This window comes from Lacinutrix gracilariae (assembly GCF_042684485.1).
Classification (GTDB): Bacteria; Bacteroidota; Bacteroidia; order Flavobacteriales; family Flavobacteriaceae; genus Oceanihabitans; species Oceanihabitans gracilariae.
In genome coordinates, this window is record NZ_JBHULM010000001.1 from 285165 (window position 1) to 310063 (window position 24899).

At 31.2% G+C, this 24899-nt stretch carries 21 protein-coding genes; 14 read left to right on the top strand and 7 right to left on the bottom strand.

From position 1 onward, the window contains the following. The first annotated feature begins 133 nt into the window (after positions 1-133). Positions 134-2671 (top strand): T9SS type A sorting domain-containing protein, encoded by a 2538-nt coding sequence (locus ACFSSB_RS01220; protein WP_379900093.1) that lies wholly within the window; start codon positions 134-136, stop codon positions 2669-2671. Between the two features lie 75 nt (positions 2672-2746). After that, on the top strand, positions 2747-3289 hold the full coding sequence (locus ACFSSB_RS01225; protein ID WP_379900095.1) for a hypothetical protein: 543 nt from the start codon (positions 2747-2749) through the stop codon (positions 3287-3289). Positions 3290-3359: 70 nt separating this feature from the next. On the opposite strand, the gene ACFSSB_RS01230 is transcribed toward ACFSSB_RS01225, so the two are convergent. The 5 genes from ACFSSB_RS01230 to ACFSSB_RS01250 all read right to left on the bottom strand — a co-directional run bounded on the left by ACFSSB_RS01230 (position 3360) and on the right by ACFSSB_RS01250 (position 9063). Next, positions 3360-3722, bottom strand: coding sequence for a hypothetical protein (locus ACFSSB_RS01230; RefSeq protein ID WP_379900097.1), 363 nt, complete (start codon positions 3720-3722; stop codon positions 3360-3362). A 465-nt stretch (positions 3723-4187) separates the two neighbouring features. Beyond that, entirely contained in the window at positions 4188-5306 is a 1119-nt protein-coding gene (dnaN, locus tag ACFSSB_RS01235) for a DNA polymerase III subunit beta (RefSeq protein ID WP_379900099.1), read from the bottom strand. Between the two features lie 126 nt (positions 5307-5432). After that, entirely contained in the window at positions 5433-7823 is a 2391-nt protein-coding gene (gene gldG / locus ACFSSB_RS01240; protein WP_379900101.1) for a gliding motility-associated ABC transporter substrate-binding protein GldG, read from the bottom strand. A 68-nt stretch (positions 7824-7891) separates the two neighbouring features. Further along, positions 7892-8188, bottom strand: a complete 297-nt coding sequence (locus tag ACFSSB_RS01245; RefSeq protein WP_379900103.1) for a putative quinol monooxygenase — start codon at positions 8186-8188, stop codon at positions 7892-7894. Positions 8189-8226: 38 nt separating this feature from the next. After that, positions 8227-9063: an SAM hydrolase/SAM-dependent halogenase family protein gene (locus ACFSSB_RS01250; RefSeq protein WP_379900106.1), complete on the bottom strand. Its 837-nt coding sequence runs from the start codon at positions 9061-9063 to the stop codon at positions 8227-8229. Positions 9064-9186: 123 nt separating this feature from the next. Between ACFSSB_RS01250 and ACFSSB_RS01255 the strand changes: the two genes are divergently transcribed. Together ACFSSB_RS01255 and ACFSSB_RS01260 are read left to right on the top strand one after the other, a co-directional pair. After that, a complete protein-coding gene (locus ACFSSB_RS01255) occupies positions 9187-10143 on the top strand; it encodes a PhoH family protein (protein ID WP_379900108.1) in 957 nt (318 codons plus the stop codon). 212 nt (positions 10144-10355) lie between these two features. Next, on the top strand, positions 10356-11306 hold the full coding sequence (locus ACFSSB_RS01260) for a phosphoribosylaminoimidazolesuccinocarboxamide synthase (RefSeq protein ID WP_379900109.1): 951 nt from the start codon (positions 10356-10358) through the stop codon (positions 11304-11306). A gap of 169 nt (positions 11307-11475) precedes the next feature. Here ACFSSB_RS01260 and ACFSSB_RS01265 read toward each other — a convergent pair whose 3' ends face one another. After that, positions 11476-12582, bottom strand: coding sequence for a heparan-alpha-glucosaminide N-acetyltransferase domain-containing protein (locus ACFSSB_RS01265; RefSeq protein WP_379900111.1), 1107 nt, complete (start codon positions 12580-12582; stop codon positions 11476-11478). 87 nt (positions 12583-12669) lie between these two features. On the opposite strand from ACFSSB_RS01265, the gene ACFSSB_RS01270 reads away from it, so the two are divergent. Next, entirely contained in the window at positions 12670-14034 is a 1365-nt protein-coding gene (locus ACFSSB_RS01270) for an alanine/glycine:cation symporter family protein (RefSeq protein ID WP_379900113.1), read from the top strand. Here ACFSSB_RS01270 and ACFSSB_RS01275 read toward each other — a convergent pair. Beyond that, entirely contained in the window at positions 14031-14951 is a 921-nt protein-coding gene (locus tag ACFSSB_RS01275) for an AraC family transcriptional regulator (RefSeq protein WP_379900115.1), read from the bottom strand. The genes ACFSSB_RS01270 and ACFSSB_RS01275 overlap by 4 nt on opposite strands. Positions 14952-15123: 172 nt before the next feature. Between ACFSSB_RS01275 and ACFSSB_RS01280 the strand changes: the two genes are divergently transcribed. The 9 genes from ACFSSB_RS01280 (at position 15124) to ACFSSB_RS01320 (ending at position 24898) form a co-directional block, all read left to right on the top strand. Then, a complete protein-coding gene (locus ACFSSB_RS01280; protein ID WP_379900117.1) occupies positions 15124-16623 on the top strand; it encodes an aldehyde dehydrogenase family protein in 1500 nt (499 codons plus the stop codon). Positions 16624-16690: 67 nt separating this feature from the next. Beyond that, entirely contained in the window at positions 16691-17044 is a 354-nt protein-coding gene (locus ACFSSB_RS01285) for a DUF779 domain-containing protein (RefSeq protein WP_379900119.1), read from the top strand. A 164-nt stretch (positions 17045-17208) separates the two neighbouring features. Continuing rightward, entirely contained in the window at positions 17209-17628 is a 420-nt protein-coding gene (locus ACFSSB_RS01290; protein WP_379900121.1) for a transposase-like zinc-binding domain-containing protein, read from the top strand. Between the two features lie 107 nt (positions 17629-17735). Then, entirely contained in the window at positions 17736-18983 is a 1248-nt protein-coding gene (locus ACFSSB_RS01295) for a hypothetical protein (protein ID WP_379900123.1), read from the top strand. A gap of 11 nt (positions 18984-18994) precedes the next feature. Next, the gene (locus ACFSSB_RS01300) at positions 18995-19255 is read left to right on the top strand and encodes a DUF4212 domain-containing protein (RefSeq protein ID WP_215967993.1); all 261 of its coding nucleotides are present in this window, start codon (positions 18995-18997) and stop codon (positions 19253-19255) included. Positions 19256-19368: 113 nt separating this feature from the next. Beyond that, on the top strand, positions 19369-21135 hold the full coding sequence (locus ACFSSB_RS01305; protein ID WP_379900125.1) for a sodium:solute symporter family protein: 1767 nt from the start codon (positions 19369-19371) through the stop codon (positions 21133-21135). Positions 21136-21534: 399 nt separating this feature from the next. After that, positions 21535-24225, top strand: a complete 2691-nt coding sequence (locus tag ACFSSB_RS01310) for a sodium:solute symporter family transporter (protein ID WP_379900127.1) — start codon at positions 21535-21537, stop codon at positions 24223-24225. 16 nt (positions 24226-24241) lie between these two features. Beyond that, the gene (locus tag ACFSSB_RS01315; protein WP_215967989.1) at positions 24242-24607 is read left to right on the top strand and encodes a response regulator transcription factor; all 366 of its coding nucleotides are present in this window, start codon (positions 24242-24244) and stop codon (positions 24605-24607) included. Positions 24608-24679: 72 nt separating this feature from the next. Continuing rightward, positions 24680-24898 (top strand): hypothetical protein, encoded by a 219-nt coding sequence (locus ACFSSB_RS01320; protein WP_379900130.1) that lies wholly within the window; start codon positions 24680-24682, stop codon positions 24896-24898. Position 24899 lies beyond the last annotated feature (1 nt).

A 24899-nucleotide genomic window follows, 5' to 3' on the forward strand; every position in this document is an offset into this window, starting at 1 on the left:
GTTTTCAGTGTTATCTTTTAAGCTAAAAAGCTATCATTCAGAAAGAAATTAAACCTATTCAGAAAAATCCCACTTATAATATGTTCTAAGCATTGTTTTTTTGTTGTTGATTAATCATTAAATCTTAATAACAATGAAAAAAACACTACTCTTATTTACAACCTGCTTAAGTTTAGGTATGTTTTCGGCTCTTGCCCAAAACGTAAACATTCCTGACGCAAATTTTAAAAACTATTTATTAGCAGATCCAGCTATTAACACCAATAATGATTCAGAAATTTCAGTTGCCGAAGCGCAAGCTTTTACGGGTGAATTATTGGTAAATGGACTATCAATTACAGACTTAACAGGTATTGAAGCTTTTATAAATATTACACGATTAGATTGTTATAGCAATAACTTAACGTCTTTAGATGTAAGCAATAATTTGGCATTAACGCGTTTACACTGTGCTGATAATCAAATTGAAACTCTAGATATTAGTGCAAATACATCAATTACAGATATTCAATGCCATAACAATGGTGTTTTATATGAATTAAATATAGCTAATGGTAATAACAGCAACTTTAGTTATATGAAAGCCTATGGAAATAGTTTATCATGCATTCAAATAGATGCTGGTTTTACACCACCAGCAGATGCCGGAATATACAGCCAAGGTTGGACCAAAGGTAACTCAGCATTTTATAGTGAAGACTGTGCTGCATTAAACCAAATTGTAAACATTCCTGATGCTAACTTTAAAAGTTATTTAGTAAACAATAATAGTATCAATTTAAACAATGATACTGAAATTACAGTGGCTGAAGCACAAGCTACAACAGAGCTTCTTATCAATGGTTTGTCAATTTCAGATTTAACAGGTATTGAAGCCTTTACCAATTTAACACGTTTAGATTGTTACACAAATAATTTAACGACTATAGATGTTAGTAATAACTTATCATTAACACGTTTACATTGTGCTGATAATCAAATTGAAACTTTAGATATTAGTGCCAATACGCTAATTACAGACATACAATGTCATAATAACGGTGTTTTATACCAATTAAATATAGCTAATGGTAATAACAGCAATATAAACTGGATGAAAGCTTATGGTAATCCAAGTTTAACTTGTATTCAAGTTGATGCAGGCTTTTCGCCACCAGCAAATAGTGGTCAGTATGTTGTAGGTTGGACTAAAGATAATCAAACAAGTTATAGTGAAAATTGTATTCCTTCAGTGTATTATGTAGATGCCAATGCAACAGGTGCCAACGATGGTAGCTCATGGACAGATGCTTTTACAAACGTAACAGACGCTTTAGCACTTACCAATTTAAATGATGCTGTTTGGGTAGCAAAAGGCACGTATACATTAGCAGATAAAAACACACCAATAGCTGTTAATACAGATGAAGTGGATATTATTGGAGGTTTTTCAGGAACCGAAACGACTCTAGCCGATAGAGATTTAACAGCTATTCATACTACAAATGCTACCATTTTTACGGGTGATATTAATGGTGATGATATTGATGGAGATTTCTCATCGAACAAAACAGATAATGCAGAACGATTATTTGAATTAAGAACAAGCAACGTCACTTTTGATGGTATTATTTTTGAAAACATTTACGATACTTCACAATCTGGAGGCGTAGAAGAAAACGGTGTGATTTTTATACCAAATAATTTAAATGCTAATAACTTAAAAATTAAAAATTCGGTATTCAGAAGTAATTATTCTAATGGGTATTTACTTAAAATTAGAAAGTTTAATCTAGGATTACTAATTGAAAACACCAAGTTTATAAATAACACCATTGTTAATATGGGATTGGTTTATGTGCAATCTGATAGTACAAACGGCTATATTTTTACACGTTGGGCAAACGTTTTAGTGGCAGATAACGATATTAATCTTTCAGCATTATATATTTTTAGAGAAGATTGGAATAACGGAAGCACTTTAGATGTTGTAATTAATAATAGTACGTTTGTTAATAATGATTATAACGGTACTTATGGTAATTCTATTACGGCATCAGGTAATGGAAGTGTAAACCTTAATATTAATAATACTATTTTTTGGCAGAATACTGTTAATGGTACAGCAGCAACTAGAGATATTTCTAATGGATTAGACGAGCATTACGATGTGTTTATTAAAAATACTATTGCATCAGTACCTTCAAACGCTGGAACTTATGGAACGTTTTCAACGACTAACCTAACCACTTTAGATCCAGCAACAGATAATTTAAATTTAGACGCAGAATACAAACCAACATCAGCTTCAAATTATATTGTTGATCAAGGAGATAACGCTTACTACGATGAAGCTTTATTTGGCGATTTAGATTTATCAGGTAATGATAGGGTTTTTAATACTACGATAGATTTAGGAGCTTACGAGTACAATTCTACATTAGGAATTGATGATATTTCTTTAAATACAAATTCAGTAAAATTATATCCTAATCCTGTAAGTGATAGATTATTTATTAAGTCTACAGAGCAAGTTGAAAACATATCTATTTACAACATTAATGGTCAGCTTATAAAGCAAACCATTGAAGCAACAAACGGTATTGATGTATCTGTATTACCTTCAGGATTATACATGATTCAAATAACAACGTCTAACAATACTATTAATCAGAAGTTCATTAAGGGCTAAGTTGATGCGATTTCAACTTGATTTAGCGCTCACTCTTGTGGGCGCTTTTTTAACAAACTATTCAAAACAAAAACTATGAAATATTTAAAAACAATCACATTTGTACTGATTACTATTTTATTAACTTCTTGTTCATCTGATGATGATTCTAATACTTCAGAAAGTAATTTTATTAAAGTTGGAGAATCTTCTTTTGAGATGAAAGCAGCAGTAGTAGAGCCATCATTTAATTCGGTTTTTTTAAGTTTAACCAATAAAACGGAAGCAGAAATTAATGCTTCTTTTTCAGGAACAACACTTAATAATGTCGATTTTTTTACTGCAAGAATTAATCATTCAGATCTTTTACCTGGAGGAACCTATGATTTAGATGATATTTCAAATATAGAATTTATTGTTAATGGAGATATCATTAATTCTGAATTTGAAAACGGTTTTAGTCAATTTTATAAGAGTGGAAGTAATGCTGATTTAGAAGTTACTTCTGGCAGTATTACTGTTATAGATTATACAGTAGATTTTATAAGCTTAGCTCTTAGTTTTACAAGAAATGATGGTACTGAAATTACAGGAACTTATGAAGGTGGTTTTATTTATATAAATGATGATGTCAATTAAATAAGTGTGCCCCAAATATAAAAGCGCTTATACAATGTTATAAGCGCTTTTTTTGTTTTTAATAATAAGTTTATTGTTTTATAAATTCAAAATCTGAAAAATTAGCTAAAACTAAATTACCATTAGGTGTAAATGTATATGTGGTAAATGTTTCTATTTCGTTTTGTGTTATAGTTAATAAGTCATTTGTAATAGACCAATCTATTGTGGTTATATTAGAAATGATACCATCTTGGGTGGTTACTTGGTTGATTATAGATCCTGTGTTGTCTGTATTAAAGGATAATTTGTATTCAAAATTAGTTGTAAAATCGCTACGTAGCCATTCACCAATTAAGTCATTATTTACACTAGAATTGTCATCATCATTTTTACAAGAAAATTGTGTAGCACAAAGTATAACTAGTAAGATTAGCTTAATTTTACTTTTCATTTTTTAAGATTAATTAATAGTTTAAAACGTAATTGCCAGATTTAAGGGAATCTATAGGCTATTGTTTCTTGTAAAAGTAATAAGATAATTTTACAATTAAAGTAGAATTGCAATAATAAATATAGTGCATAAAAAAAGCGCATCCTTAGAATGCGCTTTCGTTTAATAATATATTTTGTGTTCTCTGTAAATAGATTGCTTCCTTCGTAGGAATTTACTAGCTATTTAACATCACAGGCATAACAAGCATAGTAACTTGTTCTCCTTCGTCTAATCCATCTACAGGAGTTAAAATTCCAGCTCTATTTGGTAAACTCCTAATTCCTGCGAAAGCAGGAATCTCTATTATTAGGTTTAATTAATCCGTTCTACAAGCAAAAAAAAAGCGCACCCTTAGAATGCGCTTTCGTTTAATAATATATTTTGTGTTCTCTGTAAATAGATTGCTTCCTTCGCAGGAATTTACTAGCTATTTAACATCACAGGCATAACAAGCATAGTAACTTGTTCTCCTTCGTCTAATCCATCTACAGGAGTTAAAATTCCAGCTCTATTTGGTAAACTCATTTCTAATTGTACTTCATCACTTGTAAGGTTGTTTAACATTTCGGTTAAAAAACGAGAGTTAAAACCAATTTGCATATCATCTCCTTGGTAATCACAAGTTAAACGCTCTTCTGCTTTGTTAGAGTAATCAATATCTTCTGCAGAAATATTAAGTTCTGCTCCAGCAATCTTTAAACGTATTTGATGTGTAGTTTTGTTAGAGAAAATACTAACACGACGAACAGAATTTAAAAATTGTGTTCTGTCTATACTTAATTTATTAGGGTTTTCTTTAGGTATTACAGCTTCGTAATTAGGATATTTACCATCAATTAATCTACATACTAACTCTGTGTTTTCAAAAGTAAACTTTGCATTAGCATCATTATATTCAATAGTTACATCGTCTTCACTAGAGGCTAAAATTCCTTTTAAAAGATTTAAAGGTTTTTTAGGCATAATAAACTCTGCTACCTGACTCGCTTTTATGTCTTCACGAGTGTACTTAACTAGTTTGTGTGCATCTGTTGCAACAAAGGTTAAGCCTTCTGTAGAGAATTGAAAAAATACACCACTCATTACAGGGCGTAAATCATCATTACCAGCAGCAAAAATAGTTTTGCTTACTGCAGTAGCTAAAATATCACCAGAAATAGTTGTTGCACTAGGGTTTTCTAGAGCTACAGCTTTAGGAAATTCTGCGCCATCTGCATATGCTAAGGCATACTTACCATGGTTAGAGCTAATTTCTATGGTGTTATTTTCTTCTACAACAAAAGTTAAAGGTTGTTCTGGAAAAGTTTTTAAAGTATCTAAAAGTAAACGTGCAGGTACAGCAACACTTCCTTCGTTATCACTTTCTACATCTAATTTAGAAGACATAGTAGTTTCTAAATCACTTGCAGAAACTATAAGTTGGTTTTGCTGTAATTCGAATAAAAAATTATCTAAAATAGGTAAAGTATTAGAGCTGTTTATTACACCTCCAAGAACTTGTAGTTGTTTAAGTAAATAGGTACTTGATACTATAAATTTCATATATAATACGTTAATTCGATTCAATATTGAATAGATACAAATATATCTTAAACCTAGAGAAAAAGGAAACAAACTTATTAACAACTTTTTCTTGGTAAACAAGAAATTTAAAGCAGTAATAGATTGTTATTTGGCATATTTTTTTCTTCTTAAAAAATTAAATACAAACCCGAAAACACCTAATAAAACTAAGGGTAAGAGAATGTTTGTTAATTGCCACATGGTTTTATTTGCGGCTACTTTTTTAGGGTCTAAAAATGCTACAGCAATTTCCTTAGTACGAATGTTTATAAGTCCATCATCGTCTAATAAGTAATTTACAGCATTTAAAAGAAATTCTTTGTTTCCATAGGTTTGTCCAGACCATTTATCAAAACCAAGTTCTTGTGGTCCGTTTCTAGTAATATCATTTTTAATAACATCACCATCTGCAATAACAATCATTTTAGTTGGTACACTGCTATTTAGTTCGTTTTCTAAAGCAAATGGCTTAATTCTGTTATGGTAAGCAGATGTAAATTGACCTTCTAGAAGCACAGCAAGGTTTTGTTGGCCTTTATTGTATTCCTGTGGGTTTGGTTCTTTTTGTGTCATTTCTAAGCTAACCTCACGTGGTGTACCATCTAATTTGGTAAGCACAGAACTTTTTAAAAGTATGGTTTTAGAAACCTTGTTTTTTAAAGTATCTATTTGGTTGGCAAAATCAAACTTTACTAAATTTAAATTATTAGTAATGGCATGTTTACTTTCTGCATTTACTAATGGCGAATAGTACCAAGGCAATTGCTGAAATTGAGACTGGCTACCTTCGCCAATTGCTAAGGTGATAGGAGCAGAGTAGAGGTCGTTAACTAAATACGGATTGATACGTACACCATATTTAAAAAATAAATCGGTAAGATTCAAATCTCTAGGTATAGTAATGCTTTTTCCTGTAGGATTGTATAAACTGTCTTTTTCTGCAGCTACAGCATCAACCAACCAAAGGCTTTTTCCGCCTTTCATGGTAAATTGATCTAATACTAATTTTTCTTTTTCAGAAAAGGCTTCTGTTGGTTTTGCAGAAATAAGTAAATCAAATTCGTTTAAAGCCTTTAATGTTTTTTGAGCATTGTTAGCTACGCTATCTAATGTAAAAGGTGCTATAAAGTAGTAATCACCTATAGTTTTTACAAAATCAAAAATATACTTATCTTCTAACTGATTGTTACCTCTAAGTATGGCTACTTTTCTTTTTTTAGGATTTATTAATTTGCTAAAACCATCTGCAAAAGCATACTCTAAGTGTTGTACAGAGTTGGTTACAAGTTCTTGTTGCGTAGCTCCAATTTTATTTTTTACCAATGGTATTTTAACCGTTACACCATCATGACTTGCCAAAGCCCAAGGAAAAATTACTGCTTGGCTAGATTTACCACTTTCTTGAACCGTTAATTGCATTGGTGTTAAACCTCTATCGCTTAACTGTTGCATGTTACGATCACGAGTAGTTTCGTCTTCAATAGGATTTATAAAATTAAATTTTATGTTTTTGTTTTTAGCTTCAAACTCCTCTAGTAATTGTTTGGTTTCAGACTGTAGTCGTCTAAATTCCGTAGGAAAATCTTCGCCTTCTAAAAATACATCTATTAAAATAGGAGATGCAACTTTGTCTATAATTTGTATAGCTGCGTCACTAATAGTATAGCGTTTATCTTGTGTTAAATCTAGACGTTGGTATAAACCACTTTTAGCAGTAAGAGCATTAAAAATAAAAAGACCTAAAGGGAAAAGTAAAAAGAGTACATAATTTTTTTTAATGAAAGATTTTGTTTGAATTTTTCTAACAGTAAAGAAAATAAAAAGAGCAGTAACGCTTAAAAAGTATATAATATCTCGCGTATCTAAAACACCACGACTCATACTTTTGTAGTGTGTGCTCATACCTAATTGTTCTACAAAATTACTAGACATAAAGTCTGCTAAACCTTGAAAGCCTATATAAAAAACAAAACACAAAAAAACCGAAGATATAAAAGCTACAATCTGGTTGTCTGTTATGCTTGATGTAAATATACCAATAGCAGTATAGGCAGCTACTAAAAAAAGTAAGCCAAAATAAGAACCTAAGGTGCTACCAACATCTAAATTACCTAACGGATTACCTAGTAGGTAAACAGTGTATACATAAAGCAGTGTTGGTAAAAGAGCAATTAAAATTAAAACAAAAGCACCAAAGTATTTACCAAGTACTATGTTTATATTACTAATAGGTTTGGTGAGTAAAAGTTCTAGTGTACCTTGTTTTTTCTCATCGCTAAAACTACGCATAGTAACAGCAGGAATAAGAAAAATAAGAATCCAAGGTGCAAGTAAAAAGAACGATGATAAATCTGCAAATCCATTATCTAAAATATTGAATTCTCCTTTAAATAACCAAAGGAATAATCCGTTTAATAACAGAAAAATGGCAATTACCAAATAACCAATTGGTGAAGCGAAGAAGGAGTTTATTTCTTTTTTTAAGATTGCAAACATGCTTTGTGTATTCGTTTTATGTTGTTGGGTTTGGTACTACTATTTTATTTTTATTTACTAAATAGGGTTTACTCAAGTGAGGTTATTTTATCTACACTCCAAGCTTCAGGTTTTGCATTAAACAAAGGTTTTGTTTTAGACCAAACGTCTTTAAATAAGGTAGAGTGTCTGTAGTTTTCTAAATCGGCTTCGGTTTCCCAATAACTGTAAGTAAAAAAGATATTGTCTTGCTGTTTATCTCTATATAATTCTAAAAAACGACAACCTTTAAAGTTTCGTATATTTTCTTTCTTTTCATTAAAGTTTTCTAAAAACACTTCAATTTTTGAAGGTTCAAAACTCATTTTTACAATACGTACAAACATAAATGTATTTTGTTTTTTTTCGCAAAAGCGAAAACAAATTAAACTTTATTAATATTAATAGTTACAGTGTCTCTAAGTTTTAAGCCCATTAAAGTAGATGCGCTACCAACAGTTTCTGTATTGCTTTTATATAATGCAATTTCTAAATAGTTAGAAGAGTTAAAAACAACCACTTCTTGACCTATATCGTGTCTTTTTTCTTCCGGAATATCAAAGTTTACAATATCGCTATATTTTTTGCTAATGGTTTTAAACTTATAGTTTCTTGCAAAAATTTCAAAAGCACGACCTTTTTGTATTTCTTCAAAAAAAGATTTTTTAATATTGGTAACTACATTTCCGTAATTATCAATATAAATAATGCTTCCTATAATTTGTGTTTTCTCTTCATTAACAAAAGGATGCATGTTGGTAATAGGTTTAATTTCAGTTATTGGCTTACCAATAACTTCAAGTGTACCACCACGTGCCATATGCGAAGCAACTTTTACAAACACATCTAACACAGGAAAACTAGTAACTATTTTATCATGTATATTAATTTCTACAATTTTTTCGGGAGCAATTTCGGCACAAATCATACTCATTATTCCATTATTAGCACAAATAAAATAATGGCCATCTAACTTTACAGCAATATGTTTGTTTTCTGGATTTATTTCGGCATCTACACCAATTAAATGAATACTCCCTTTAGGAAAACTACTATATGCATTTTGAATAATATACGCTGCTTCAGGTATACTAAATGGCGACACAGAATGTGAGATATCAACAATTTTAACATCCGGAATTTCACTGTAAATAGCTCCTTTTATCGCGCCAGCAAAGTGATCTTTCTCTCCAAAGTCAGTTGTTAAAGTTATTATTGCCATGAATTATTGTTGATATTTTTTTAACACAAAACACCTTAAAATTGATTAAGTTTGTTTAGCTTTCTAATTGGAAAACAAATCTAATAAAATTGAACAGATTACTATAATTAAATCGATGCGCTTTTGAATGAATTAATACTTGAACTTGAAGAAATAACTCCAAAAGAATTTTTTGGAGCACAGAACCGAAACATAGAACTCCTAAAAAAGTATTTTCCTAAACTTAAAATTGTCGCTAGAGGCAATAAAATTAAAGCCTATGGAGACGAAGATTTGTTAGAAGAATTTGACAAAAGGCTCTACATGCTAATGGAGCATTTTGGTAAATATAACAAGTTAGACGAAAACGTGATTGAACGTATTTTAACTAGCCAAAGTAAGGAGGATTATGATACCAGTAAAGAAAGCGGACAAGTAATAGTGCATGGTGTAAATGGTAAGCTTGTAAAAGCACAAACGCCTAACCAAAGAAAACTAGTAGAGCTAGTGCGTAAAAATGATATGGTTTTTGCCATTGGTCCTGCAGGAACCGGAAAAACATATACAGGTGTTGCTTTAGCTGTACAAGCACTAAAAAATAAAGAGGTAAAACGTATTATTTTAACACGTCCTGCTGTAGAAGCTGGTGAAAATCTAGGTTTCCTTCCTGGAGATTTAAAAGAAAAATTAGATCCGTACATGCAACCACTTTATGATGCATTACGCGATATGATTGCACCAGAAAAACTTGCCCAATACATAGAAAACGGAACCATACAAATTGCACCTTTAGCGTTTATGCGTGGACGTACTCTAGATAACGCTTTTGTGATTTTAGACGAAGGCCAAAATACCACGCACGCGCAAATGAAAATGTTTTTAACCAGAATGGGTAAAAATGCAAAATTTTTATTAACAGGTGATCCTGGTCAAATAGATTTGCCAAGACGTACGGTTTCAGGACTTAAAGAAGCCTTATTGGTACTTAAAGATGTTGATGGTATTGGCATGGTTTATCTAGATGATAAAGACGTTATTCGTCATAAACTAGTAAAGAAAGTAATTGCCGCATACCGAAAAATTGAAAATATAGAAGCTTAATTTTTTTAGTAGCTAGGAACCTGCTTTCCGCTATATCTTTTTTTAGAAAAATAAAAAAAGGATGCCGCTGCAATCAGGGCTAGAAATTCAAACTAAAAAGTTAATTTTGTCATTCTGTAATATAATGCAGAATACATAATATAAAAAAAACACAACTAATAGTTATATGTCATGCTTAACTTGTTTAGGCATTTCAAACAAACCAAAAAATAATGAACAACACAATTACAGATACCAACTTTAATTTCCCTAATCAAAAAAGCTTATACAAGGGTAAAGTAAGAGCTGTTTATAATATTAACGACCAAGAATTGGTAATGATTGCAACAGATAGACTGTCTGCTTTTGATGTGGTAATGCCAAAAGGAATTCCTTACAAAGGGCAAATACTTAACCAAATAGCAACAAGTATGATGAAAGCTACTGAAGATTTAGTGCCAAATTGGTTAACAGCAACACCAGATCCTAATGTAGCAGTTGGTCATTTATGCGATCCATTTAAAGTAGAAATGGTAATACGTGGTTATATGTCAGGTCATGCTGCAAGAGAATATAAAGCCGGAAAACGTATGCTTTGTGGTGTGGCAATGCCAGAAGGTTTAAAAGAAAACGATAAGTTTCCAGAACCAATTATTACACCTGCAACAAAAGCAGAAATGGGAGATCATGATGAAGATATTTCACGTGAAGACATTTTAAAACGCGGTATTGTTAGCGAAGAAGATTATGTTGTTTTAGAAGATTATACTAGAAAACTATTTCAAAGAGGAACAGAAATAGCTGCTTCTCGTGGTTTAATTTTAGTAGATACCAAATATGAATTTGGTAAAACTAAAGATGGTAAAATTGTTTTAATAGATGAAATACATACACCAGACTCTTCACGTTACTTTTATGCAGATGGCTATCAAGAACGTCAAGATAATGGCGAAGCACAAAAACAACTTTCTAAAGAGTTTGTGCGCCAATGGTTAATTGAAAATAATTTTCAAGGTCTAGAAGGACAAACCGTTCCAGAAATGAGTGATGCTTACATTGAAACAGTTTCAGAAAGATATATAGAACTCTATGAAAAAATTATGGGAGAAAAATTTGTAAAGGCAGATGTTTCTAATATTCAAGAGCGTATAGAAAAAAATGTTTTAGCCTATTTAAAACAATAAGATAGTTTCAATCAAATAAAAAAAGCCAGTAATTATTACTGGCTTTTTTATTTGTTTTATTTATGTAATATAACCATGTCTTTGTTGTTATAATTTCTTCAAAAAAGGAGGAAACATACCTCTTCCTTTTTACTAAAATTAGGATTTTGCTAATTGTATTCTATGTATACTAACCTTTTAGCTTAAAATAAAGCTTACGTATTTGTCTATAAACAAAAGCATTGGTTTTTACATAGTGAAATGAAATAAGGCAAACTACAACTATAAATACAAGCGCACCAATAATGGCTTGTGTTGGTGTTAAACTGTGGTAATAAAAGTTTTTTAAGCCAATACCAATAAAGCTTCCAAAGATAATAACAAAGTGAATAAAGTAAATAGAGAGTGTTCTTTCTCCTATTTTAGTGATTATGGCTTGTTTTAAGTAGTTTTCTAAACTATAAAATAAACTAAATACCACCAATACATTGCCTAAACGCGTAAACAGATAATTAAAATACGCAGAATCTTTAAAGATTTGTATCTCTGTTAAGTGGTAGAGTTGCATTAATGCCCAAGAAGAGTACTCCATTAAAAAAATACCAATAGCTAAAAACAAGCTAATTATTATTGGTTTAAAATATTTTTTGTGCAAATATTTATAAAATATAATAGCTAAAAAAGCTCCATAAGATACATAACCAAACCATGGTAAAATAGTAAAAACAGAACCATTAGCTTTTGTAAAATAATTGGCTAAAAATAGCGGTAAAAAGTTAAAAGAGGCATCTTTATAAGCAGGATTGTACAAAAAAGAAAAACAGCCAATACTCAATAATACGAAAGATAAAATTCGAGTGTTTTTTAAAAATAATAAGTACAAGGTTATAAGTATTAGTAAAGATAATCCTATACATTGTAATACATCTATTATTAAAAAATAACTATTAAAGTTACCATAAAGCCAATCTAAAAAAGGTATTCGTAAAATATAGCCAATGCCAATAAGCATTAAACCACGTTCTACACCTTTTTTAATTCTTACATTGTCTGTGCCTTTTGATTTTGCTTTTAAAAGTAGGTACATAAATACCAACCCAGAAATGGTGAAAAATATAGGAGCAGTAATACCTCTAAAATAATGCCATATGTTATAAATTAGGTTGTTAGTGTCTTTGTATATAGGGTTTAAAAGTGTATCTATAAAATGCCCTTGAAGCATCATTAATATAGCAAAAGCACGTACTGCATCAAGAAAATATATTCTGTTTGTGGTTGAAGAGTTTGGGTTGGTCAATATTAAGTATCTTTGAAAATTATAAAGTAACTAAAGCTAAAGTAATATATTTAGTGTTTTAATTCGTAGGTAATTCTTTATTTTCTCATGAATAAATTTGTAGCAGATTTTGCCTCCTTTGTTTGGGGTCTTCCATTATTAATTTTATTAATAGGAGGTGGTTTATATCTTCTGTTTTTGTCTCGATTTTTACCCTTTCGTTATTTGGTACATGCTATTCAAGTACTTCGTGGTAAATATGATAATCCTGAGGATAAAGGAGAGATTTCGCATTTTCAAGCGCTTACAACAGCATTGTCTTCTACTATAGGAATGGGGAATATAGCAGGAGTTGCTGTAGCTATTTCTGTAGGTGGTCCAGGAGCTGTTTTCTGGATGTGGATTAGTGCTGTTATAGGTATGGCAACAAAATTCTTTACTTCTAGTTTGGCTATTATGTACAGAGGTGAGGATAGTGAAGGGAACACGCAAGGAGGACCAATGTATTTTATAACCCAAGGTTTGGGTAAAAAATGGAAGCCTTTAGCAGTGTTTTTTAGTTTCTGTGGTTTAATTGGTGCATTACCTGTTTTTAACGTAAACCAGTTAACACAAGCCATTAATGATATTGTTTTAAAACCCAATGGTGTAGCTGTAGATTTCACCTCTAACCTAATTATAGGTCTTGTTTTGGTAACTATAACTTCGGTAGTTATTTTAGGAGGATTAAACCGAATAAGCAAAGTAGCATCTAAACTTGTACCAAGTATGGTATTGCTTTATTTTGTACTTATTCTTATTATATTATTTGCTAATGCAGAAGTGGTTCCAAGTTACTTGAAACTTATTTTTACAGATGCTTTTGCAGCACAAAATTATAAAGGCGATGCTTTTTTAGGAGGTCTTTTAGGCGGATTAATAATTTTAGGTGTTCGTCGTGGTGCATTTTCTAATGAAGCAGGAATTGGTACAGCTCCTTTAGCACACGGAGCAGCAAAAACCAATGAGCCTATTCGTGAAGGTCTAGTGGCTATGTTAGGTCCTGCAATAGATACCTTAGTGGTTTGTACACTTACTGCTTTGGCTATTTTAGTAACAGGAGTATGGCAAACTACAGAAGCTAATGGTGTTAGCCTTACAGCAAATGCTTTTGGTAATGCAATGCCACTTTATGGTAGGTATTTATTGCTAATTTGTATTGTAGTTTTTAGTGTGTCTTCGTTGTTTTCTTATGCCTATTATGGCGGAAAATGTTTGTCGTTTTTAATAGGAGCAAAAAACAAACATTACTATAACTACTTCTATATCTTGAGTATTATTCTGGGAGCAACAACCTCTTTGGCTTTAATGATTAACTTAATTGATGCTGTGTTTGCGCTTATGGCAATTCCTACTATGACAGCAACATTAATTTTAGCGCCAAGAGTGGTGAAAGAGGCGAAGTTATACTTTAAACGAATGGAAAAAAATTAAGCCTTATTAATAGACATCTTAAATTGTTGTGGTGTCATTAATTCCATCTTTTTAAATTGTCTATTAAAGTAACTGGTATTATTAAAACCAGACTTAAAGGCAATTTCAGACATTCTAAAGTCTTTAGATTCTTTAATAAGTTTTTTAGAAAACTTTATCTTTTCAGAATTAATATAATCAATAGGAGAGATGCCTAAGGTGTTTTTAAACTGCTTATGAAAATGAGAAGTACTCATGTGTGCTTTCTCAGCTAACAAATCTACAGTAATATCTTTATTGGTTAAATTGTCCTTTATATACTTTATAACAGTGCCTATTCTAGTATCGTTAAAAATTTGAAGCGGATCGTTTATTATTAATGATTTTGCTTTTGTTTGTAGTAACCTAACTATTAATTCTTGTATCATTAAATCTAATAATACGTCTTTAGATTTGTTGTTATTAGTAAAGGTGTAGGTTAATCTTTCAATTAAATGATTAACATCGGCATTGTTTATTAAATGCGAACTCGTTTCGTTTAAACTCCATTTATTGTTTTCGTTTTCAATGGCTACTTGCTGGTTAAATTTTTCAACTACCTCATTAATTTTAGAAGTATCTATTCCTAAGGCTAAACATTGTGTAGGGTTTTCTTTTGTTGCCACAGGAAAATCAATAACCATTTCCTTATTGGTTGGCATGACTACAGATTCTCCAGGAAAAAAATCAAAAGATTCAAAGCCTTCAAGATGCATAATTTTCTTTCCGGTTAGCATACTTGCTATAATAGGAAAGCTAAAAGTTAAGGATATTTTTTCTGCAACTGCATGAGTTTCAAATATATTAAGTTCGGCATAATCTGCATTATATGTCGTTCTGTTCTCTACTAAACGAGTTAGTTTTCTAGTGTTTCTATGCTTGTTTAAAATGGAATTCATACTCAATATTACAAAATTTTAATGCGTATTAGATCAAATAATAGATATGTTCAAGAATATAATAATTATGTTCAATAAAATTAGAATATGATAAAATAACTTTATCAAAAATAAAGATAATCTATTTTTTGGATTATTAAATTATCTAATTACTAATTTAACAAGAAATTTTATGAGTTATTCAAAACCTAAGTTTAAAGAAAAATATGGCAATTTTATTAACGGAAAATTTGTAGAACCTTTAGGTGGTCAATATTTTGATAATACTTCACCTATAGATAATAGTTTTATTGCTAAATACCCTCGATCACAAAAAGAAGATGTGGAGTTGGCTTTAGATGCGGCAAATGCAGCAAAAGAAGCTTGGGGAAACACCTCAGCAACAGAAAGAGCTACTTTACTTAATAAGGTAGCAGATATAATAGAAGCTAATTTAGAAGAATTTGCACTTATTGAAACCTGTGATAACGGAAAACCTATTCGTGAAACTTTAAATGCAGATGTTCCTTTGGCAGCAGATCATTGGCGTTATTTTGCAGCTTGTATTCGCTCCGAAGAAGGAAGCGCAACAGAGCTAGATCAAAATACTTTGTCTATGAATATTAAAGAGCCATTAGGTGTGGTAGGGCAAATTATTCCGTGGAATTTTCCATTATTAATGTTGTCTTGGAAATTACCTCCAGCTTTAGTAACAGGTAATTGCGTGGTTTTAAAACCAGCAGAGCAAACACCTTCTTCTGCTACTTTTTTAATGGAAAAAATTGCAGAGGTATTTCCTCCTGGAGTGGTAAATATTGTACATGGTTTTGGTCCTGAAGCAGGAAAACCTTTAGCGTCAAGCCCGAGAGTAGATAAAGTAGCCTTTACAGGAGAAACTACTACAGGACAGTTAATTATGCAATACGCTTCTAAAAACTTAAATCCTGTTACTATGGAACTTGGTGGAAAATCACCAAATGTCTTCTTTAATTCGGTAATGGATCATGATGATGCGTTTTTAGATAAAGCTATTGAAGGTGCTGTTTTATTTGCTTTCAATCAAGGAGAAGTATGTACTTGTCCTTCTAGAATTTTAGTGCAAGAAGATATTTATGATGCCTTTATGGAGCGTGTTATTGAAAGAACCAATGCGATCATTCAAGATAGTCCGTATGATGTAAATACAATGGTTGGTGCACAAGCATCTAATGATCAGTATGAAAAAATACAATCGTACTTTAAAATTGGTAAAGACGAAGGTGCTAAAGTACTAACAGGAGGATCTGCAAATACACTACCAGGAGATTTAGCAAACGGTTTCTATATTAAACCAACAATTTTAGAAGGACATAACAAAATGAGAGTCTTTCAAGAAGAAATTTTTGGTCCAGTAGCTTGTGTTACTAAATTTAAAGATGAAGCCGAAGCTATTGAAATTGCTAACGATACACTTTACGGTTTAGGAGCAGGAGTATGGACACGTGATGCACACCAACTATATCAAATACCAAGAGCTATACAAGCAGGACGTGTTTGGGTGAACTGCTACCATTCATATCCAGCACATGCACCATTTGGAGGTTATAAAAAATCAGGTTTTGGTAGAGAGAATCATGTAATGATGCTTAATTACTATCGTCAAACTAAAAACATGCTAATCTCTTATGATAAAAATAAATTAGGTTTCTTTTAGTAGAATTGATTAATAGCGTGAAAGGCTGAATTACATACAATTCAGCCTTTTTTAATATCTTTAAATTATGGAAAGAGTAGCAATAACAGAAGCAGCAGAAAAAATATTAGAACAGTTAAAAGAAAAACATGGCGAATTAATTTTTCACCAAAGTGGAGGATGTTGTGATGGTTCTGCACCTATGCTTTTAGAAAAAGAAGAAATGTATATAGATGAAAGCGATGTGCTTTTGGGTACTTTAAATGGTGTAAATTTTTATATGAATCAAGATCAATTTGAATATTGGAAACATACCCACTTAACAGTAGATGTTACAGAAGGTCGTGGTGCTAGTTTTTCTTTAGAAATCCCTTTAGGACTTCGTTTTCTAATTCATTCTAGATTATTAACCGAAGAAGAAGAAGCTTTTTTTAATGAATAATATACTTCAGAAAATCATATAGCATTTTCATTTTAATAATTTTAGCTCTAAAAATCATGTATATTATTGATTTTAGGGCTTTTTTTATGGCTAATAATTAAATTTTTAACAATTTCATTTTAATTTTATTGCTAAATTAATATATTTATGCTAAATAGATATATATGAAAATAGATTTATGTCCAAATTGTGGTTCAGATCATTACATTAAAAGTGGAATAGTAAATGATAGACAGCGTTATAAGTGTAAAAAGTGTAACTATTTTTTTTCAGTAAATAAGATAGGTAAGAAGATAGACGACTATTACGTGAATAAATCGCTGCAATTGTATTTAGAAGGTTTAACCTATCGTGAAATTGAGCGTATTTTAGGTATTTCGCATGTTAGTATCATGAATTGGGTGAAAAAATACAATATTAAACGTCCAATGAATTCTAATTACCATCCAACATATAAAATTTTAAACGCAAAAGAGTTGGCTGTTTATTTTAGTAATGCAGAAAATATTAAAGGAGCAGGTGTTGTGGTTACAGAGTTAGGAGATAAATTTATGCTTATTAAATGGGAGCGTTTTAAAGATTAGTATAGTAAATTAACAAATAGGTATATTATTTTTTTGTTAACAGATTGTTTTTAAGAGATTAGTAGTGCACACAAAACCAATTAATTACTAACTAACCTTTTTTAACAATGAAAAAACAAACCTTTTTGTTGCTAGGACTCTTTTTATTGTCCTTTCAATTCATTAGAGCTCAAGGATCTCCTGACTATACAGGAGGCCTTAAGTTTAAATTTAATGAAGATGGCTCTAAGTATCTTCGGTTAATTTCTTGGGCACAAGTTCAAGCCAACTACAATACCGACGAAACTTTTGATGCTAACGGAAACGAAAACAGTAAATTAAATTTTAATTTACGTCGTGCTCGTGTTTTAATGTTTGCACAAATTAACAAAGACTTCTTAATTGTTACACATTTCGGATTAAACAGTTTAACCAGTACTACCTTAAGTCCTACAGGAAAAGGAGATGGTTCACAACTCTTTTTTCACGATGTTTGGGCGCAATATAATGTAGCCGACAAGCATACTGTTGGTGGTGGTTTACATTATTTTAATGGTATTTCAAGATTAAATAATCAAAGTACCTTAAACATGATGACATTAGATAACAATCGTCAATCATGGGCTACTATAGGTCTTTCTGATCAATTTGCACGTCATTTAGGAGTTTTTGCAAAAGGTAGTTTTAACAAATTACAATATCGTGTTGCTATAAATGATGCTTCTAGTTCTTCTTTAGATACTCGAACTGCTGTTGCAGGAGGAGATGCTGTGTATAATGGTCGCACTACTTTAGGTTCTAAAGATGCAGGAAAAACGTATGCAGGATATTTTGATTATCATTTTTTAGATCAAGAATCTAACTTTTTACCTTATAAAGTAGGAACTTATTTAGGTACTAAAAAAGTGTTTAATGTAGGAGCAGGTTTCTTCTTACATCCTAAAGGAGCTGTAATAGATACAGGTACTGCGTTAACACCAGAGTTAAAAGGGGAAGATGTTTCCATTTTTGCTGTAGATGCATTTTATGATGCTCCAATAGGTGAAAAAGGTAGCGCTATTACTGCTTATGCTGTTTATCAAAATAGTGACTACGGAAAAAATTACTTGTATAGCGCTTATGGTACAGGTAGTATGCTATATGGTCATGTAGGTTATGTCTTTAATGGCGAAAAAACAAAAACCAGATTTCAACCTTATGTAAGCTATGGTACACATAGTTATGATGCTGTAAGTGACGACAGGTCTACATTAGGTATTGGTATTAATGCTTTTATGAATGGTCACAATTCAAAATTAACTTTAGAATATAATAATCAACAATTTGGTGCTATAGATACTAATACTATTTCACTACAAGCAATGATTTATCTATAAAACGTATAACTATGAGTGAAAAACAAGAACACGCATCTGCGTATTGGAAAGAAAATCTTAAATATTTAATCATTTTGCTAACCATTTGGTTTGTAGTATCCTTTGGCTGTGGCATATTATTTAGAGAGGCTTTAAATGAAATTAGACTTGGAGGCTTTAAACTAGGTTTCTGGTTTGCACAACAAGGATCTATATATGTATTCGTAATTCTCATTTTCGTTTACGTAAGATTAATGAATAAACTAGATAAAAAATACGGTTTCGACGAGTAGTCTAAACGAATAACTTAATTGTTTGTTTTAAATTTTATTGCCAAACGGAAAGTATAAACTTCTTATTCACAGCATGTAAAATTTAATCCAAACTTAAAAAACAAAAATATATTATGAGTGTACAAACTTGGACATGGTTATTAGTAGGGATTACTTTTGCCTTATATTTCGGAATCGCAATTTGGGCTAGAGCTGGCTCAACTAAAGAATTTTATGTTGCTGGTGGAGGTGTTTCTCCTTTAGCAAATGGTATGGCAACTGCAGCAGATTGGATGAGTGCAGCTTCCTTTATTAGTATGGCAGGAATTATCTCCTTTGCAGGTTATGATGGTTCTGTGTATTTAATGGGTTGGACAGGTGGATACGTGCTTTTAGCCTTACTATTAGCACCTTATTTACGTAAGTTTGGTAAGTTTACTGTACCAGATTTTATTGGCGATAGATATTACTCAAATACCGCTAGAACCGTTGCTGTAATTTGTGCTTTAATTGTATCTTTTACCTATGTTGCAGGTCAAATGCGTGGTGTAGGTATTGTGTTTTCACAGTTCTTACAAGTAGACATTAATTTAGGTGTAATAATCGGGATGACTGTTGTACTAACTTTTGCCTTATTAGGTGGTATGAAAGGAATTACATATACACAAGTAGCACAATACTGTGTATTAATCTTTGCTTTTATGGTTCCTGCATTTTTTATCTCTATGCAAATGACAGGAAATATCATTCCGCAAATAGGAATGGGAGGTACGCTTGAAGGTGGTGAGTTTTTATTAGATAAACTAGATAAATTACATACCGAACTCGGTTTTAACGAATATACAAGCGGAACAAAATCTACTTGGGATGTTTTTGCAATTACCTTAGCATTAATGACAGGAACAGCAGGATTACCTCACGTAATTGTGCGTTTCTTTACAGTACCAAAAGTAAAAGATGCACGTAAATCTGCTGGATACGCATTGTTTTTAATTGCTATTTTATACACTACAGCACCAGCAATTGCAGTGTTTTCAAGAACAAACTTAATTGAAACGGTAAGTAATAAAGAATATACAGAAATTCCTCAATGGTTTAAAAACTGGGAAAATACAGGTTTAATCGCTTGGGCAGATAAAAATGGAGATGGTAAAATTCAATATGTAAGTGGAAATGCCTTATCTAGTAAAAAACCTAATTATACAGATGCAAGAGGAGCACATGGCGAACGTGTAATAACCAATGCTAGTACAGCAGAAAACGAATTGTATGTAGATAGAGATATTATGGTATTGGCAAATCCAGAAATTGCAAATCTTCCTAATTGGGTGATTGCATTGGTAGCAGCTGGTGGTTTAGCAGCAGCATTATCTACTGCAGCAGGATTGTTATTGGTAATCTCAACGTCTATTTCTCATGATTTAATTAAAAAACAATTAAAACCAGATATTTCGGATAAAGGCGAATTAACTGCAGCAAGAATTTCCATTTTTGTAGCAATATTAATTGCTGGTTACTTTGGTATTAATCCACCAGGATTTGTAGCAGCAGTCGTCGCATTAGCCTTTGGTCTTGCAGCAGCATCTTTCTTTCCTGCTATTATTTTAGGAATTTTTGATAAACGTATGAATAGCCAAGGAGCCATTTCAGGAATGGTAGTTGGTATTGTATTAATGTTGTTTTATATGATGAAATTTAAATTGAATATGTTTGGCGGTGGTACAAGCGCAGATTGGTGGTTTGGTACTTCACCAGAAGGATTTGGTACTGTAGCAATGTGCGTAAATATTGTAATTTCATTTGTGGTTTCACGTATGACAGCAGCACCACCTCAAAATGTACAAGACATGGTAGAGAGTATAAGAATACCTTCAGGAGCAGGTGAAGCTTCAGAGCATTAAAAAGTTGTTATTAAACAATTTATAGTCTCTTAATTTTAGTTTACTTAGTTAGCAAATCAGCATTACAATTTTGTAGTGCTGATTTCTTATATTAGTAAAATATTATTACTATACTTATTCATTAGTAAGCTGTAAAAAAGACTCTTTTTTTTTTAAGAGGAAAGCAAAATTTTAACTTTATTAAATCCCTAAATAGGAGTAAAACCAAGCAAATGAAAAAACGTCACGAACAAAAACTTGTTGTGTTATCTATAGCTTTATTTCTAATTTTTAATATACCATTTATTCTAATTTTTAATTTTGAAGGCGCTATTTTTGGTATACCAACGCTCTATTTTTCAATATTTTCTGTTTGGCTATTATCTATCATTATTTGTTATATCGTATTAACACGTCATTATGAATAATTACACTTTAATCACCATTATTGTAATTTATTTGGCTGTGTTATTTTACATTGCATTTCTTGCTGAAAAAAAAAGACAAAGCAAATGGGTAAATAATCCGTATGTATATACTTTGTCTTTAGCAGTTTATTGTTCTGCATGGACCTACTATGGTAGTGTTGGTATAGCAGCAAACTCAGGAATTAATTTTTTGCCTATTTATTTAGGTCCTGTAATTGCTGTGCCTTTATGGATTGTAGTGCTCAGAAAAATTATTAGAATTTCTAAACAGCATAAAATTTCATCCATAGCAGATTTTATATCTCTTCGTTACGGAAACAATAGGTTTTTAGGTGCATTAGTAACTATTATTTGTCTTTTTGGTACGCTACCATACATTTCTTTACAGCTAAAAGCCGTTTCTGAAACTTTTGAAATCATGTCTGATGATTCTAGTTATATTTCAACAACTGTAATAGACGATTCTACGTTTTATGTAGCTTTACTATTGGCTGTTTTTGCTACTTTTTTTGGTACACAAAGAACAGATGCTTCAGAAAAACATAAAGGAATCATCGCTTCTGTAGCTTTTGAGTCTGTTTTAAAATTGGTATTCTTTTTAATTATTGGTGTATATGTTACCTATTATTTGTTTGATGGTACAACAGATATTTATAATCAAATTTCGGTATCTCCAAATTTTAAACAACTCACTACCTTAAGCGGAGTAGAAGACGGACTTAATTGGTTGTATTTAATTTCTTTATCCTTTATGGCTGTTTTTTTATTACCAAGACAATTTCAAGTTTCGGTATTAGAGAACAATAGAGAAAAGCACTTAAAAAAAGCCATTTGGTTGTTTCCGTTGTACTTATTGTTATTTAACCTGTTTGTTATTTTTATAGCTTGGGCAGGAAAACTTACCTTTGGTAGTACTGAAAATGCCGAATACTATTCCTTGTTATTACCGCTAGAAAACAATAATTCCTTTTTAGCAACACTAGTGTTTTTAGGAGGTTTTTCAGCAGTAATCTCTATGGTTATTGTGTCTACATTAGCATTGTCCACAATGGTAAGTAACAACTTAATTATTCCTTATGGTTTTCTAGATAAATTCATAAAAAATCAACCTGAAAGAAATTCTAAATACATAAAAAACATACGTCGTATTTCTATTTTTACAATTATAATTTCTGCGTATTTCTTTTATGTGTTGTTCTCTAAAGAGTTGTCTTTATATTCTATAGGTTTAATATCTTTTGTAATTATAGCACAATTAGCTCCTTCCTTTTTTCTTGGTTTATATTGGAATCGTGGTTCTTCAAAAGCAGCTATTATAGGAGCGCTCGTAGGGTTTTGTATTGCAATTTACACCTTGGTTTTACCTTTTACTTTACGTGTATACACAGGAACAGATGATTTTACTCAGTTTGGTTTGTTTAATATTTCTAGTTTAAAACCTTATGCGCTTTTTGGTATCGACTTTTTAAGTCCGCCAGCACATGCTTTTTTCTGGAGTATGACTTTTAATGTAATGATGTATATGGTGGTTTCCTTACTAGCAAAAGGAAATTATAGAGAGCGTAATTATGCCGAAATGTTTGTAGATAGCAGAAACTTTACAAGGCTTCAAGACAGTGCTTTGGTATGGAAAGGAGAGGCTTATGTTGCAGATATTAAAAATGTGTTGATTCGTTTTCTAGGCGAAAAAAGAGCTTCACGTGCCTTAAATATTTTCTTTACTAAATATAAACTACCAAAAGATACACAGTTGGCAGATGCACGTTTAATTAATTTTTCTGAAAAACTACTAACCGGAAGCATAGGTTCTGCTTCGGCTAAAATACTTATTGCTAGTGTGGTAAAAGAAGAACGTGTTAGTTTGGTAGAGGTTTTAAAGATTTTAGAAGAATCTAAAGAAAACATTGTTAGCAATAAAGTACTGTTAGAAAAATCTAATGAGCTTACTCAGCTTTCTTCTAAACTTAAAGAAGCTAATGAAGAATTAATAAGTAAAGACAAACAAAAAGATGAGTTTTTAGATACGGTTGCACATGAACTTAAAACACCAATTACAGGTATTCGTGCAGCAACAGAGTTATTGATGGATGAAGATGATGAAATGCCAAAAGACATAAAGGCGCAGTTTTTAAAAAATATTCTTCAAGATTCTGATCGTTTAGGAAGGTTAATTCATAATATTCTAGATTTTGAAAAACTAGAAACAGGACGTTTAAACTTAGATTTACAATATCAAGATATTCAAAAAACCATTGTAAAAGCTATTAATAGTATTTCTCAAATTGCAGCCAAAAAAGAAGTGCAAATTATTAATAAGAATACACATGGTTTTATAACCAGTTATGATGAAGATAGAATTCTTCAAGTATTAACCAATTTACTGTCTAATGCTATTAAATTTTGCGAAAGTAAAACAGGTGAAATTATAGTAGATTATAAGTTAGGAAATGAAAGAGTTGAAATCTCTGTAACAGACAATGGTAAAGGGATTCCTGAAGAAGATTTTGATTATATTTTTGATAAATTTTACCAGTCTAAACACCAAAACACTAGAAAACCAGCAGGTAGTGGTTTAGGTTTAGCAATTACTAAACAGATAGTAGAAAAACACCAAGGAAAAATTTGGGCAGAAAAAGGTGTAAAAAAAGGCGCTATACTTGTTTTTACCATCCCTTTTAAGTAAATTGTTCCCTTAAAGTATGAAGAAGAAAATTTTAATTGTAGACGACGAGCCAAATATTGTCATGTCGTTAGAATACACTTTTAAAAAACAAGATTTTGAAGTGTTTATTGCAAGAGATGGAAGTGAAGCTTTAGAAATTTTAAAACATCATATACCAGATGTTGTTTTGTTAGATATTATGATGCCAAATGTAGATGGTTACCAAACCTTGACACAGATAAAGAAAACAGACAGTTTAAAAAATACCAAAGTTGTATTTTTAACTGCTAAAAATAAAGCTTCAGATATAGAAAAGGGTTTAAAACTTGGAGCAGATAAGTATTTAAACAAACCTTTTTCAGTTAAAAAAATAGTTTCAGAAATACTGGAACTCATAGCTTAGAAATAGTTTTTTAAGTTTTATTAAAATTGGTTTTGTGTGCAAACAAACTAAGTTTAATTAAAGTTTAAAGACATGAAATTTCGCATCAACCCATTAATGTCAGATATTATTATTAGTATCTATATTATTGGAACCCTTTTTTTAAGGTTTAAATTCGAAAACAAAACCAATGTAAGCCCTTTATTATCTATAGTAATGGGAGTTTGTTTTGTGGTTATTATTTGGGCACTTATCAAGCTAAAAGTGCTTAATCCTAATTGGTTTGGCTTATTTAATTATAAAAAAGCATAGC